Here is a 12,945-nt window from a genome sequence, read left to right on the forward strand (position 1 = left end):
ACCGGGGACACCGCCGCCGGCATGGCGAGCACACCGCCCCCGGAACACCGGGCCGACCGTGTGCCGCACCGCAAGATCCCCTGGACCACGCGGATGCGGCGGGACCGCTCCCTGCTGATCATGGTGGCGCCGGCGGTGCTGCTCCTGGCCGTGTTCGCCTACGTGCCGATGGCCGGCAACGTGGTGGCCTGGCAGGAGTACTCGCCGTACGTCGGCATCCGGAACAGCCCTTTCATCGGATGGGCCAACTTCGAGCGCGTCTTCACCAACCCGCTGTTCCTCGACGCGGTGCTGAACACGCTGGTCATCACGGCGTTCCAGCTCGTGTTCTTCTTCCCGGTGCCGATCGTGCTGGCGCTGCTCCTGAACAGCGTCCTGACACCCGGCCTGCGCACGACGATCCAGTCGATCGTGTACCTGCCGCACTTCTTCTCCTGGGTGATCGTCGTGACGATCTTCCAGCAGATCTTCGGCGGGGCCGGCGTGCTCGCGAGCAGGATGCGCGACGCGGGTTACTCGGGCTTCGACCTGATGACCAACCCGGACACGTTCCTGCTGCTCATCACCGCGCAGTCCGTCTGGAAGGACGCCGGCTGGGGGATCATCATCTTCCTCGCGGCGCTCGCGACGGTGGACCCCCAGCTCTACGAGGCCTCGGTGGTCGACGGCGCGGGCCGATGGCGCCGTATGTGGCACGTGACGCTGCCTGCGATGCGGCCGGTGATCATCCTGCTGCTGATCCTGCGGCTGGGCGACTCGCTCACCGTCGGGTTCGAGCAGCTCATCCTCCAGCGCGGCGCGGTCGGGGTCGACGTCGCGGAGGTGCTCGACACATTCGTCTACTACCAGGGCGTCGTGAACGGCGACTGGGCCTTCGCGGCGGCCGCCGGGCTCGTCAAGGGTCTGGTCTCGCTCGCCCTCGTCCTCGGGGCCAACAAGCTCGCCCACCTCGTGGGCGAGGCGGGGGTGTATCAACGCGCATGAGAATCGAATCCGAGACAGTCGCCGTGAAACCGGTGCCGAAGCAGCCGTACCGCCGCTCCGCCCGGTACCGCGCCCTGCTGCGCGGCAAGAACCGCCCGGTCTGGGAGGAGGACCCCAACCCGCTGGGGCTCGTCGTCAAGGGGGTCGCCCTCCTGGTCATCGTGCTGACCGTGCTGTTCCCCCTGTACACGGTGGTGCTCACCAGCCTCTCCACACAGGCGGACGTCGTCCGGTCCGGCGGCCTGGTCATCGTGCCGGGCGGCCTGTCGCTCTCCGCCTACACGCAGATCCTGTCCGGCGGGATCGTCACGCGAGCCACCATCGTCAGCATCGGGATCACCACGGTCGGCACGGTGCTCTCCACCACGGTGTCCGTGCTGGCGGCGTACGGGCTCAGCCGCCCGGGCTCCTTCGCCCACCGGCCGGTGCTGTTCCTCTTCCTCATCACCATGTTCTTCGGTGCGGGGATGATCCCCACCTACCTGCTGGTGAGCAACCTCGGGCTGATCGACAGCTACTGGTCGCTCATCCTCCCGGGGGCGGTCAGCGCGTTCAACGTGCTGATCCTGCGGGCGTTCTTCATGGGCATCGACCGGTCCATCACGGATGCGGCCCGCATCGACGGCGCGGGAGACTGGCGCATCCTGGGCCAGATCGTCCTGCCCATGTCGAAGGCGGTGGTGGCGGTCGTCGCGCTGTTCTACGGCGTCGGCTACTGGAACGCGTTCTTCAACGCGATGCTCTACATCAACGACAACGCGAAGTGGCCGCTGCAGCTGGTGCTGCGGTCCTACGTGCTGCAGGGGGTGACCCTCCCGGGCAGCGGCGTGGGCCAGGTCGATGTCGACGACGGCGCGGTGACCGGTCTGCCCGTGAAGATGGCCGTGATGGTGCTCGCGATCATCCCGATCCTCGTGGTGTACCCGATGGTGCAGCGGCACTTCACGAAGGGCGTGATCTTCGGGGCCATCAAGGGGTGATGCGCCAGGGGCGCCCGCCGTCAGTCGTGCCCGGCGGCGGGCCCGTACGCCGAGCTCTCGCGCTCGGTGAGCACGGGGGCGAGCAGCCTCGTCTCGGACGGCTGCTCGCCCTCGAGGCGCGTCATCACCATGTCCACGGCCACCTTGCCGATGTCCTCGGCGGGCAGGTCGATGCTGGTCATGGGGATCCGCTGCGAGAGCGCCACGTCGGTGGGGCAGACCGCCACCACGGACATGTCGGTGCCGACCACTGCTCCGCGCTCGGCGAGGCGGGCCAGCACGTGGGGGAGCGCACCCTCGTTGTGCACGATGATCCCCGTGGTCTCCGGGGCGGTGGCGAGCAGCGTGTCCACGGCCTCCGAGGCGCCCGCGGGCGTGGAGTCGCACGCCTCCACCTTGACCGTCACACCGGAGCTCTTCGCCTGGTCGCGCAGCCCTCGCATGAGCCGCTCGGCGTAGGACGTGTGTCGTCGCAGCACCTCGGGCGGGGAACCGATGAGGGCGACGTCGGTGTGGCCGGCCTTCACGAGGTGCCGGACGGCGAGCCGGCCGGCGGCCTCGAAGTCGAGGTCCACACAGCTCAGGCCCTCGGGGTCCTGCGGCAGGCCGATGAGCACCGTCGGCTGCTTGGCGGCCGCGACGAGGGGCACCCGCGGGTCGTCCGCCTCGATGTCCATCATGACCAGGGCGTCGACCATGGAGCCGCTGGTCACCCGGTCGAGGCCGCTCACGTCGTCCTGGGTCAGCAGCAGCACGTCGTGGTCGAAGTCCCGCGCACGCGTCACGACGCCCGCGACGAACTGCATGATGACGGGCACGCTCACGCCCACGCGCAGAGGCGCCATCAGGGCGATCACGTTGGTGCGGGACGAGGCGAGCGCCCGTGCCCCGGCGTGCGGCCGGTAGCCGAGCTTCTCGATCGCGCGCTCGACACGTGCCCGGGTCGGTGCGGAGATGGGCCGCTTGCCCGACAGCACGTAGGACACGGTGGAGGTCGAGACCCCCGCCGCCTTGGCGACGTCGTCGATCGTAGCCACGGTGCTCCTCTTGAATCGTTACCGCAGTGTGCCCTGGAAGTGGGTCCGGTGCGGTGGCAGGTCGTACGCGTCGGGCACCGGGCACTCCAGTGTGCCGTATGCCAAGTAAGCGCTTCGATGGAATCCTAGCCCACTTGTGCCCATGTGGCACTGGACACCTACGGGGCACTGGGGTTAGCGTGTTGAAACGCTTCGACGATCGTGACGCAGAGGTCGGGTCGCGCGGTGGCAATGCAGCCCACCGAGGTCGAGCACTGAGCCCGCGACCGGGCTCTGCGAATCAAGGAGACATGCAATGAAGCACCAGCGGACTATGACCGCCGTGGCGGCCGCGATGGCCGGCGCCCTGGCCCTGACCGGCTGCACCGGCCAGAGCGGCGGCGGTGGCGACACCGACGACAGCACCCTGACGATCTGGCACTACGAGAACGAGGACTCGGCGATGGGCAAGGCCTGGGCCGAGGCCATCGAGATCTTCGAGGAGGAGAACCCCGACGTCACGGTCGACGTCGAGAAGCAGACGTTCGAGCAGATCCAGAAGAACGCCAAGATCGTGCTCACGGGCGACGACGTGCCGGACGTCATGGAGTTCAACAAGGGCAACGCGACGGCGGGCCAGCTCGCCGCGCAGGGCCTGCTGACCCCGCTGACCGACGCCGCCACCGAGCGCGGCTGGGACGAGAAGCTCACCGGCTCGCTGGCCACCACCGCGACGTACGACGAGCAGGGCCTCATGGGTTCCGGCGAGTGGTACGGGGTGCCGAACTACGGCGAGTTCGTCGGCGTCTACTACAACAAGGACATGTTCGCCGAGCACGGGCTCGAGGTGCCGACGAACCTCGACGAGTTCGAGGACGTCCTGGCCGCCTTCAAGAAGGAGGGCATCACGCCGCTGGCCGAGGCCGGCGCCGAGTACCCGCTCGGCCAGCTCTGGTACGAGCTCGTCCTCGCCTACGGCGACCGCGCCCTCGTCGACGACTACCAGCTCTTCGCGAACGACGTCGACTTCCACAACGAGGCGATGACCCAGGCCACGGAGAAGCTCGACGAGTGGATCGACAAGGGCTACATCGCCTCCGACTCGGCAGCGCTCACGGCCGAGGACATGGGCGTCTCGTTCATCGACGGCACCTACCCGCTCATGGTCAGCGGGTCCTGGTGGTTCGGCCGCCTCGCGACCGAGGTCGAGGCCGACTGGGGACAGTTCAACTTCCCGGGCAACACGCTGCACACCGGCTCGTCCGGCAACCTCTGGGTCGTCCCGGCCAACGCCGACTCCCCGAGCCTCGCCGAGGAGTTCATCGACATCACGCTCCGGCCCGAGGTCCAGAACATCCTCGCCGTCGAGGGTGGCCTGCCCGTCGCGGGCGACGCCTCGGTCATCGAGGACGAGCGCACGCGCGAGCTCACGGAGAACTTCCAGGCGATCCTCGACGAGGACGGCCTCGCGTACTACCCGGACTGGCCAGTGGCCGGCTACTACGACGTGATCGTCAGCGAGCTGCAGTCCCTGGTCAACCGGTCCAAGACCCCGGACGAGGTGCTGGACGGTCTCCAGAGCTCGTACGACGAGGGCAAGGCCGACCTGCTCGATGGCTGACAGCACTCTCACCGAACGGCGCTCGCGGGCCACTGACGGCCCGCGAGCCCCGGGCGGTACGCGCCGCCGCCGTCGGGCGGAGTGGGTGGCGTACCTGCCCTACCTGCTGCCAGGGGCGATCGCGTTCGCCGTGGTGATCGGGTACCCGCTCCTGACGAACGTGTACTTCAGCCTGTTCAAGTGGCGCGGCGGCATGGCGCCGCTGCGTTGGAACGGCCTGGGCAACTACGTGGACCTGCTGGGCGACGACAAGTTCTGGACGTCGTTCGGCAACTCGCTGGCGATGATCGTCGCGATGGTGCTGGTGCCCACGCTGCTGGGCCTCGTGCTCGCCGCCGTGCTGTTCGACTACCTCGGCCGGCGGTTCGGTGCGCGGGTCTCGTCGGTGCTGCGTGCCACCTACTACCTGCCGCAGATCCTGCCCGTCGCCGTGGCGGGCGTGCTGTGGAACTGGATCCTGAACTCCCAGACGGGCGCGCTCAACGCGATCCTGCGCGGGGTGGGCATCGAGTCGCCGCCCAACTGGCTCGGTGACCCCACGACAGCGCTGCCGTCGGTGATGCTCGTGCTGATCTGGGTCCAGATGGGCTACCCGGTGGTCATCTTCATGGCCGCCCTGCAGCGCGTGGACCCGGAGCTCTACGAGGCGGCCGAGCTCGACGGCGCCGGCTGGTGGGACCGGTTCCGGGCCATCACGGTGCCCCAGATCCGGCCGGAGATCTTCGTCGTGACGCTGACCTGCACGGTCGCGGCGCTCAAGGTGTTCGGTCCGATCTACGTGCTCACCCGCGGTGGGCCGGAGAGCTCGACCCTCGTGCCGAGCTACTACTCGTACCTGAGCTTCTTCGACAAGTCCCAGGTCGGTTACGGGTCCGCGATCGCCACGGTGCTCACGCTCGTGATCGTCGTCGTGGCAGCGGTCATCCTCGGCCTGCAGAACCGGGCCGAACGACGTGAGAGGGAGGGGATCTGACATGGCACTCGCCACAGACGCGCGACCGGCCTCACCGGCGGCTCAGGTGCGCACCACCGCCGTCGACTCCCGCTACCGCCGCGGTCCGGGCCGCTGGCTCGTGCTGGCCGTCGCGGTGCTCGTGGGCCTCGCGGTCCTCGCGCCGTTCGGGATCATGCTGCTGAACGCGTTCAAGTCGCCGCAGGACTACGCGGCGAACGGGCCGCTGTCGTGGCCGTCCGGGCTGTACCTCGACGGGGTGGTGGCGTTCTGGGAGCGCACCGAGTTCCCGGTGAAGCTGTGGAACTCGTTCTTCATCTCCGCGGTCGTCGCCGTGCTCGGAGCGCTGCTGTCGCTGCTCAACGCCTACGCGATCGGCATCGGCCGGGTGAAGGGGCGGCTGTGGATCATCGCGCTGTTCCTGCTGGCGAACATGCTGCCGCAGGAGGCCCTGATCTACCCGCTGTTCACCATGGCGCAGGCGGTGGGGCTCTCGAACTCGCAGTGGTCGGTGATCATCATCTTCACCGTCATCCAGTCGGCGTTCGGCACCTACCTGCTGTCCTCGGTGCTGGGCACGTTCCCGCCGGCGCTGCTGGAGGCCGCGGCGCTCGACGGCGCGAGCCGGTGGCGCATCCTCTGGCAGGTCGTCTTCCCGATCGTGCGGCCGACGCTCTCGGTCCTGATGATCTTCTTCTTCATCTGGACCTGGAACGAGTTCTTCATCCCGCTGGTGATGCTGACCAGCAACGACACCCAGACCATCCCCATCGCCCTGGCATCGCTGCAGGGCGACCGGATGATGGACGCGCCGACGATCAACGCGGGCTCGCTCGTCTCGCTCGTGCCCGCCGTCGTGTTCTTCCTCATCTTCCAGCGCACCCTGACCCGGGGCGTGACCGCCGGGGCGGTCAAGTGACCGGGCGCACCACAACGGACCCCTACGCCGAACAGAAACGAGTGAGGCCCAAGCCATGAGATTCACCGACGGCTACTGGCAGCTGCGCCCCGGCGTCGAGATGCTGCGTCCCCGGGACATCGACTCCGTCGAGGCCGGCGACAACACCCTGACCGTGTACGCGCCCACCGCGCCGATCACCAAGCGTGGTGACACCCTGAACCGCCCGGCCGTGACGGTCACGTTCGACGCCCCGGCCGACGACGTCATCGGCGTGCGCATCGAGCACCACCAGGGCCGCCGCGACCCCGGCCCGCACTTCGCGGTCAACCGTGAGCCGGGAGCGGTCAAGGTGGTGGTGCCCGAGTCCGGCCCCGCCGAGCTCACGTCCGGCGGCCTCACGGCCCGCGTCGGTACCGACGGCCCGTGGCACGTCGACTTCGTGGCCGACGGCGAGGTGCTCACCTCGTCGTCGGACCGGAGCGTCGGGATCGCGAGCACGCCTGACGGCGACTTCGTGCACGAGCAGCTGGCGCTCGGCGTCGGCGAGCACGTCTACGGGCTGGGCGAGCGGTTCGGCGCGTTCGTGAAGAACGGCCAGAGCGTGGACGTCTGGAACGAGGACGGCGGCACCGCGAGCGAGCAGGCGTACAAGAACGTGCCGTTCTACCTGACCGACCGGGGTTACGGCGTGTTCGTGGCCCACCCGGAGCGGGTCTCGTTCGAGGTGGGGTCGGAGGTCGTCAGCCGTACCCAGTTCTCGGTGCCGGGGCAGTCGCTCCAGTACTACGTGATCCACGGGCCCACGCCCGCCGAGATCCTGCGGCGGTACACGGCCCTGACGGGTCGCCCCGCGATCGTCCCCGCCTGGTCGTACGGGCTGTGGCTCTCGACGTCGTTCACGACGAACTACGACGAGGCCACCGTCACGAGCTTCATCGACGGCATGGCCGAGCGGGACATCCCGCTGTCGGTGTTCCACTTCGACTGCTTCTGGATGCGGCAGTTCCACTGGTGCGACTTCGTGTGGGACCCGGCCACGTTCCCCGACCCCGAGGGCATGCTCGCCCGGCTGCACGAGCGTGACCTGAAGGTCTGCGTGTGGATCAACCCGTACATCGCCCAGCGCTCGCACCTCTTCCGCGAGGGCCGGGAGAAGGGGTACCTGGTCACCACGGCCGAGGGCGACGTGTGGCAGTGGGACAAGTGGCAGGCCGGCATGGCCCTGGTCGACTTCACCAACCCCGACGCCACCGCCTGGTACCAGGACAAGCTGCGGGTGCTCCTGCGCCAGGGCGTGGACAGCTTCAAGACCGACTTCGGCGAGCGCATCCCCACCGACGTCGTCTGGCACGACGGGTCGGACCCGCAGCGCATGCACAACTACTACGCGTCGCTGTACAACAAGGTGGTCTTCGAGCTGCTCGAGGAGGAGCGCGGGCGCGGCGAGGCGGTCGTCTTCGCGCGGGCCGCGACCGCCGGCACGCAGGCCTACCCGGTGCACTGGGGTGGCGACTGCGAGTCCACGTTCGTCTCCATGGCGGAGTCCCTGCGCGGGGGCCTGTCGCTGTCGCTGTCCGGGTTCGGCTACTGGAGCCACGACATCGGCGGCTTCGAGGGCACGCCCGACCCGGCCGTGTTCAAGCGGTGGGCGGCCTTCGGCCTGCTGTCCTCGCACTCCCGGCTGCACGGTTCGAGCTCCTACCGTGTGCCGTGGGCGTTCGACGACGAGGCGGTCGACGTCACCCGGAAGTTCACGAAGCTGAAGCTCCGGCTCATGCCGTATCTCGGCGGGCTCGGCGTGACGGCCGCGGGCGAGGGCCTGCCGGTCATGCGCCCGATGGTGCTGCAGTTCCCCGAGGACCGGACGGCGGCGTCCGTCGACACGCAGTACATGCTGGGGCCGTCGCTGCTGGTCGCACCGGTCTTCCACGAGTCGGCGGTCGAGTACTACGTCCCCGAGGGGGAGTGGACCCGCCTGCCCGACGTCACGGCAGCGGGCCTGGCGCCGACCGTCACCGGCCCGCGCTGGACCGCCGAGGAGCACGGCTACGACAGCCTCCCCGTGCTCGTGCGGCCCGGTACCGTGCTGCCGGTCGGGGCGCGCGACGACCGGCCCGACTACGCCTGGGCCGAGGGCGTGACGCTACGCTGCACCCGTCTGCCCGAGGGGTTCGACGAAGAGGTGCTGGTTCCCGGCGGCACCGGGGCCCCCGCGACGTTCCGTGTGCGGTGCGCGTCCGGTGCTGTTCATGTGACCAGCGATGACGCCCCCGGCGAGTGGGGCGTCGAGTACGAAGGACGGACAGTACGGGCCACCGGCCCGGGAGAGGTGGCACTGTGAGTGCACGGAGTTTCCCCGCGGACTTCCTCTGGGGGTCGGCGACGGCGTCGTACCAGATCGAGGGCGGTGCGACCGAGGGTGGGCGCGGCCCCTCCATCTGGGACACGTTCTCGCACACGCCCGGCAAGACGCTGAACGGTGACACGGGTGACGTCGCGGACGACCACTTCCACCGGTGGCAGGAGGACGTCGAGCACATCAAGAACCTGGGTCTTGGCGCGTACCGGTTCTCCATCGCCTGGCCGCGCGTGCAGCCGGGCGGCTCGGGGGAGTTCAACGCCGAGGGCATCCGGTTCTACTCCGACCTCGTGGACGGGCTGATCGCCGCGGGCGTCAAGCCCGTGGTGACGCTCTACCACTGGGACCTCCCGCAGGAGCTGGAGGACGCCGGCGGCTGGACCAACCGTGAGACGGCCTACGCCTTCGCGCGGTACGCGCGGCGGATGGCCGAGGAGCTGGGCGACCGCATCGACGTCTGGACCACGCTCAACGAGCCGTGGTGCACGGCGTACCTGGGCTACGGCTCGGGCGTCCACGCGCCGGGCCGCACGGAGCCCCTGGCGGCGCTGCAGGCGGTGCACCACCTGAACCTGGCGCACGGCCTCGCGGTCCAGCAGATCCGCGAGGTGCTCGGCGAGGCCGCGAAGACCTCGATCACGCTGAACCTGCACGTCTTCCGGCCGGACGACCCGTCGTCGTCGGCCGACCAGGGCGCCGTCCGCAAGGTCGACGCGCTGGCCAACCGGGCGTTCCTGGCACCGGTGCTGGAGGGCGTGTACCCCGCCGACCTGCTGGAGAACACGGCGTCGGTCACCGACTGGTCCTTCGTGCACGACGGCGACCTGGAGATCACGAAGCAGCCGCTGGACGTGCTGGGCGTGAACTACTACTCGACGGCGCGGGTCAAGCACTACTCCGGCGAGGGCGAGCGTCAGCAGGCGGACGGGCACAAGGACTCCGCCGGCACCCCCTGGATCGCGGCGGACGACGTCGAGTTCCTGCCGCAGCCGGGCCCGTACACCGCCATGGGCTGGAACATCGAGCCCGCCGGTCTGACGGACCTGCTGGTCTCGCTGCGCGACTCCTACCCCGACCAGCCGCTCATGGTCACGGAGAACGGCGCGGCGTTCGAGGACACCGTGGTGACCGAGGACGGCGTGGCCCGCGTGCACGACGAGAAGCGCGTCTCGTACCTGCACGACCATGTCGATGCGCTGGGCCAGGCGCGCGACCAGGGCGTGGACGTGCGCGGGTACTTCGCGTGGTCGCTGCTCGACAACTTCGAGTGGGCGTACGGGTACGACCGCCGGTTCGGCATCATCCGGGTCGACTACGAGACCCTGGAGCGCACCTGGAAGGACTCCGCGCACTGGTACCGGCGTCTGGCCACGACGGGCACCCTGCCGGCCGTGGACGAGGTCTCCCCGGCATAGCACGGCTGTCCGGCGGGCGGGCCCCCGGGCGGGGCTGGCCCGGATGGTCGGCAGTACGTCAGGAGGTCGGTAACCCGGGTTGCCGACCTCCTGACGTTCTGCCGACCTCTCTGGTCTGCTTCGGTATCTTCGGGGAGTGAGCGGAGTGAGCGGAGTGGACGATGGGCTGGGTGTCGCGCTGGGTGACGTGGTCGCCGGGCTGCGCGATGGCTCCCGGGCTCCCGCGCTGTCCGCGGCCGCGGGCCGTGGTGGGGACGTGGTCTGGGCCGGTGCCGTCGGCGCGCCCGCCCGTGCGGGCACCGACGGCGGTCCGACGCCGGAGCATGCGTTCCGCATCGGGTCCATCACCAAGCCGATGGTCGCCGTGGCGGTCATGCGCCTCGTCGAGGAGGGCAAGGTGGCGCTGCACGACCCCATCGGTGCCCATCTGCCCGACGCGCCTGCGGCGGACGCCACGATCGCCGAGCTCCTGAGCCATACCAGCGGCCTGCCCGCTGAGCCGGCGGGAGCCTGGTGGGAGCGGGCCGGCGGATCGACCTGGGAGCAGATCGTCGCCTCGGGCCTGCCGCGGCTCGTCGCTCCGGGCACCCGGTACCACTACTCGAACGTGGGCTTCGCCGTGCTGGGCCGGCTCGTCGAGGTGGCGCGCGGGCGGGCCTGGGACGAGGTGCTGCGCGACGAGTTGTGGGCCCCCCTCGGCATGACCGCCACCGGGCGGGTACCCGCGGGGCCGCACGTACGGGGATACGCGGTGCACCCGCATGCCGACCTCGTGCACGACGAGCCGGTGGCCGACTACCTGGCCATGGGCCCGGCGGGCGAGCTGTGGTCCACGCCGTCGGACCTCGTGCGGTTCGGGATGTGGCTGGCCTGCCACGACACGCTGGGCGCGGCTGGCGACGCCGTGCTGCCGGTCCCCGCGCGCAGGCTCATGACCGCGCCTCGCGTGGTCGTGGACGAGCCCGGTGCCGCCTGGACCGGCACCTACGGCCTGGGCGTCCGGGTCCGCAAGGACCTGCTCGACCTGCCGGGGGAGGGGTCCGTACCGGTGCGCACGGTGGGCCACTCCGGCTCGGTGCCGGGCTTCACGGCGGACCTGCGCGTCGATGTCGGCTCGGGCGACGCCGTGGCGGTCATCGGCTCGAGCACCGGCGGGTTCGGTGACGGGACAGGGCTGCTCGCGGCCCTGCGGGGCGTGCGTCCCGACGTCGGGCGTGCCGACGCGGGGCGTGCCGGCGCCGGGGGAGGCGTCGGTGCGGGTCTCCCTGAGCTGACCGGAGCCTGGTACTGGGGGCCGGTGCCGTTCACGCTTCGCCCCGAGGGCGACCGGCTCGTGCTGGCGGGCACCGCGGGCGGGCGGGCGACCGAGTTCGTGCCGGGCGGGACGCCGAGGACGTGGGTCGGCGTGACCGCCGGCTACTGGCAGGGCGAGACGCTCCGGCCCGTCGAGCAGGAGGGCCGGGTGGTCGCGCTCGACGTCGGCACCTTCTGCTTCACCCGGAGCCCGTACGCCCCCGAGGTGGAGATCCCCGGCGGGCACGACGGCGTCGGCTGGCACGCGCTCTGAGCGGTCCGCTGTGACCCGACTCACGGTCTCTATCCAGGCTCGCGAGACACGCCGAACGGTCGCGACACGCCGCTACCTGAGATCACTTTTTTCGTTCTCCGGGACCCTCCGCGGGCGCGTGAGGTGCCGGTTCCCGGGGTCCGCGCGTCCGGGCCGGGAGCCGCGCCAGCAGGCCGCGCGCGCGGCCTACCGGGCGGTGTCAGAGGCTCGTGGCAGCATGGTCCATGGGCGTCGCGAGCTGGTCCGGCGTAGTGCGTCGTTCATCCTCAACCACTACATCTCGTAGCCAGGCGGATGTCAGACACAACGTGTAGTGTTTGAGGCAGCGGGAGACGCAGACCCGCTCACAAAGCACATCGGTGTAAGTTCACAGATGTCCTTCGAGGTCAGAGGAGGCGGACATGAGCGTCACTGTCTACAGCAAGCCGGCATGCGTCCAGTGCGACGCGACGTACCGGGCACTGGATCGCAAGGGTGTCGAGTACACGGTCGTCGACATCACCCAGGACGCCGAGGCGCTCGAGATGGTTCGCGGCCTCGGGTACCTCCAGGCGCCGGTCGTCGTCGCCGGCGACACCCACTGGTCGGGCTTCCGCCCCGACCAGATCAGCGCGGTCGCCGCGCTTCAGGCTGCTTCAGCCTGACCTGAACCACAGCAACACCCTGTACTACCGCAACGTCGGCAAGGAGGCGTGACGTGGGTTCACTCGTCTACTTCTCCAGCGTGTCAGAGAACACGCACCGGTTCGTCCAGAAGCTTGCTCTCGACGAGCTCGGGATGTCGGTGCACCGGATCCCGCTGCGCCCGGCCGACGGATTTCTGCGCGTGGACGAGCCCTACGTCCTCCTGGCCCCCACCTACGGTGGCGGCAACGAGGGCGGGGCCGTCCCACGGCAGGTGAGGAAGTTCCTCAACGACGAACACAACCGGTCGCTCATTCGCGGCGTCATTGCTGCGGGGAACACCAACTTCGGAGCTGCGTACTGCATCACCGGGGACATCATCGCTGCAAAGTGTGACGTCCCGTATCTGTACGCCTTCGAGCTACTGGGAACTGCGCAGGACGTCGCGCGCGTCCGCAACGGATTGGGACGATTTTGGCAGCAACAACCACTGAGTCTCTCAGCGTGACTGAGGGCCTGAGCGAGA

The 12,945-nt window shown here is 69.7% G+C and carries 11 protein-coding genes; 10 read left to right on the forward strand and 1 reads right to left on the reverse strand.

All coding sequences use genetic code 11. The features are described from left to right. Window positions 1-21 precede the first annotated feature (21 nt). Window positions 22-984, forward strand: a complete 963-nt coding sequence (locus LUU90_RS19325; RefSeq protein ID WP_275005573.1) for an ABC transporter permease — start codon at window positions 22-24, stop codon at window positions 982-984. Continuing rightward, a complete protein-coding gene (locus LUU90_RS19330; protein ID WP_275005432.1) occupies window positions 981-1,964 on the forward strand; it encodes a carbohydrate ABC transporter permease in 984 nt (327 codons plus the stop codon). The genes LUU90_RS19325 and LUU90_RS19330 overlap by 4 nt, the downstream gene beginning before the upstream one ends. Before the next feature lie 20 nt (window positions 1,965-1,984). Here LUU90_RS19330 and LUU90_RS19335 read toward each other — a convergent pair whose 3' ends face one another. After that, window positions 1,985-3,001 (reverse strand): LacI family DNA-binding transcriptional regulator, encoded by a 1,017-nt coding sequence (locus tag LUU90_RS19335; protein WP_275005433.1) that lies wholly within the window; start codon window positions 2,999-3,001, stop codon window positions 1,985-1,987. A 295-nt stretch (window positions 3,002-3,296) separates the two neighbouring features. Between LUU90_RS19335 and LUU90_RS19340 the strand changes: the two genes are divergently transcribed. From LUU90_RS19340 to nrdI, 8 genes are all read left to right on the forward strand, one after another. Then, entirely contained in the window at window positions 3,297-4,601 is a 1,305-nt protein-coding gene (locus LUU90_RS19340) for an ABC transporter substrate-binding protein (RefSeq protein WP_275005435.1), read from the forward strand. Further along, window positions 4,594-5,574 (forward strand): carbohydrate ABC transporter permease, encoded by a 981-nt coding sequence (locus LUU90_RS19345; protein WP_275005436.1) that lies wholly within the window; start codon window positions 4,594-4,596, stop codon window positions 5,572-5,574. The genes LUU90_RS19340 and LUU90_RS19345 overlap by 8 nt, the downstream gene beginning before the upstream one ends. Window position 5,575: 1 nt before the next feature. Further along, on the forward strand, window positions 5,576-6,472 hold the full coding sequence (locus LUU90_RS19350; protein WP_275005438.1) for a carbohydrate ABC transporter permease: 897 nt from the start codon (window positions 5,576-5,578) through the stop codon (window positions 6,470-6,472). Between the two features lie 55 nt (window positions 6,473-6,527). After that, entirely contained in the window at window positions 6,528-8,795 is a 2,268-nt protein-coding gene (yicI, locus tag LUU90_RS19355; protein WP_275005440.1) for an alpha-xylosidase, read from the forward strand. Beyond that, entirely contained in the window at window positions 8,792-10,228 is a 1,437-nt protein-coding gene (locus tag LUU90_RS19360; protein ID WP_275005442.1) for a GH1 family beta-glucosidase, read from the forward strand. The genes yicI and LUU90_RS19360 overlap by 4 nt, the downstream gene beginning before the upstream one ends. Before the next feature lie 136 nt (window positions 10,229-10,364). Further along, entirely contained in the window at window positions 10,365-11,795 is a 1,431-nt protein-coding gene (locus LUU90_RS19365; RefSeq protein ID WP_275005443.1) for a serine hydrolase domain-containing protein, read from the forward strand. 401 nt (window positions 11,796-12,196) lie between these two features. Continuing rightward, window positions 12,197-12,439 carry a glutaredoxin-like protein NrdH gene (gene nrdH / locus LUU90_RS19370; RefSeq protein WP_020017613.1) on the forward strand — a complete coding sequence of 81 codons (243 nt, stop codon included), beginning with the start codon at window positions 12,197-12,199 and terminating at the stop codon, window positions 12,437-12,439. A 53-nt stretch (window positions 12,440-12,492) separates the two neighbouring features. After that, window positions 12,493-12,927 (forward strand): class Ib ribonucleoside-diphosphate reductase assembly flavoprotein NrdI, encoded by a 435-nt coding sequence (gene nrdI, locus LUU90_RS19375; RefSeq protein WP_275005445.1) that lies wholly within the window; start codon window positions 12,493-12,495, stop codon window positions 12,925-12,927. The last annotated feature ends 18 nt before the right edge of the window (window positions 12,928-12,945 follow it).

Origin of the sequence: Promicromonospora iranensis (assembly GCF_028994775.1) — a bacterium.
Taxonomy (GTDB): domain Bacteria; phylum Actinomycetota; class Actinomycetes; order Actinomycetales; family Cellulomonadaceae; genus Promicromonospora; species Promicromonospora iranensis_A.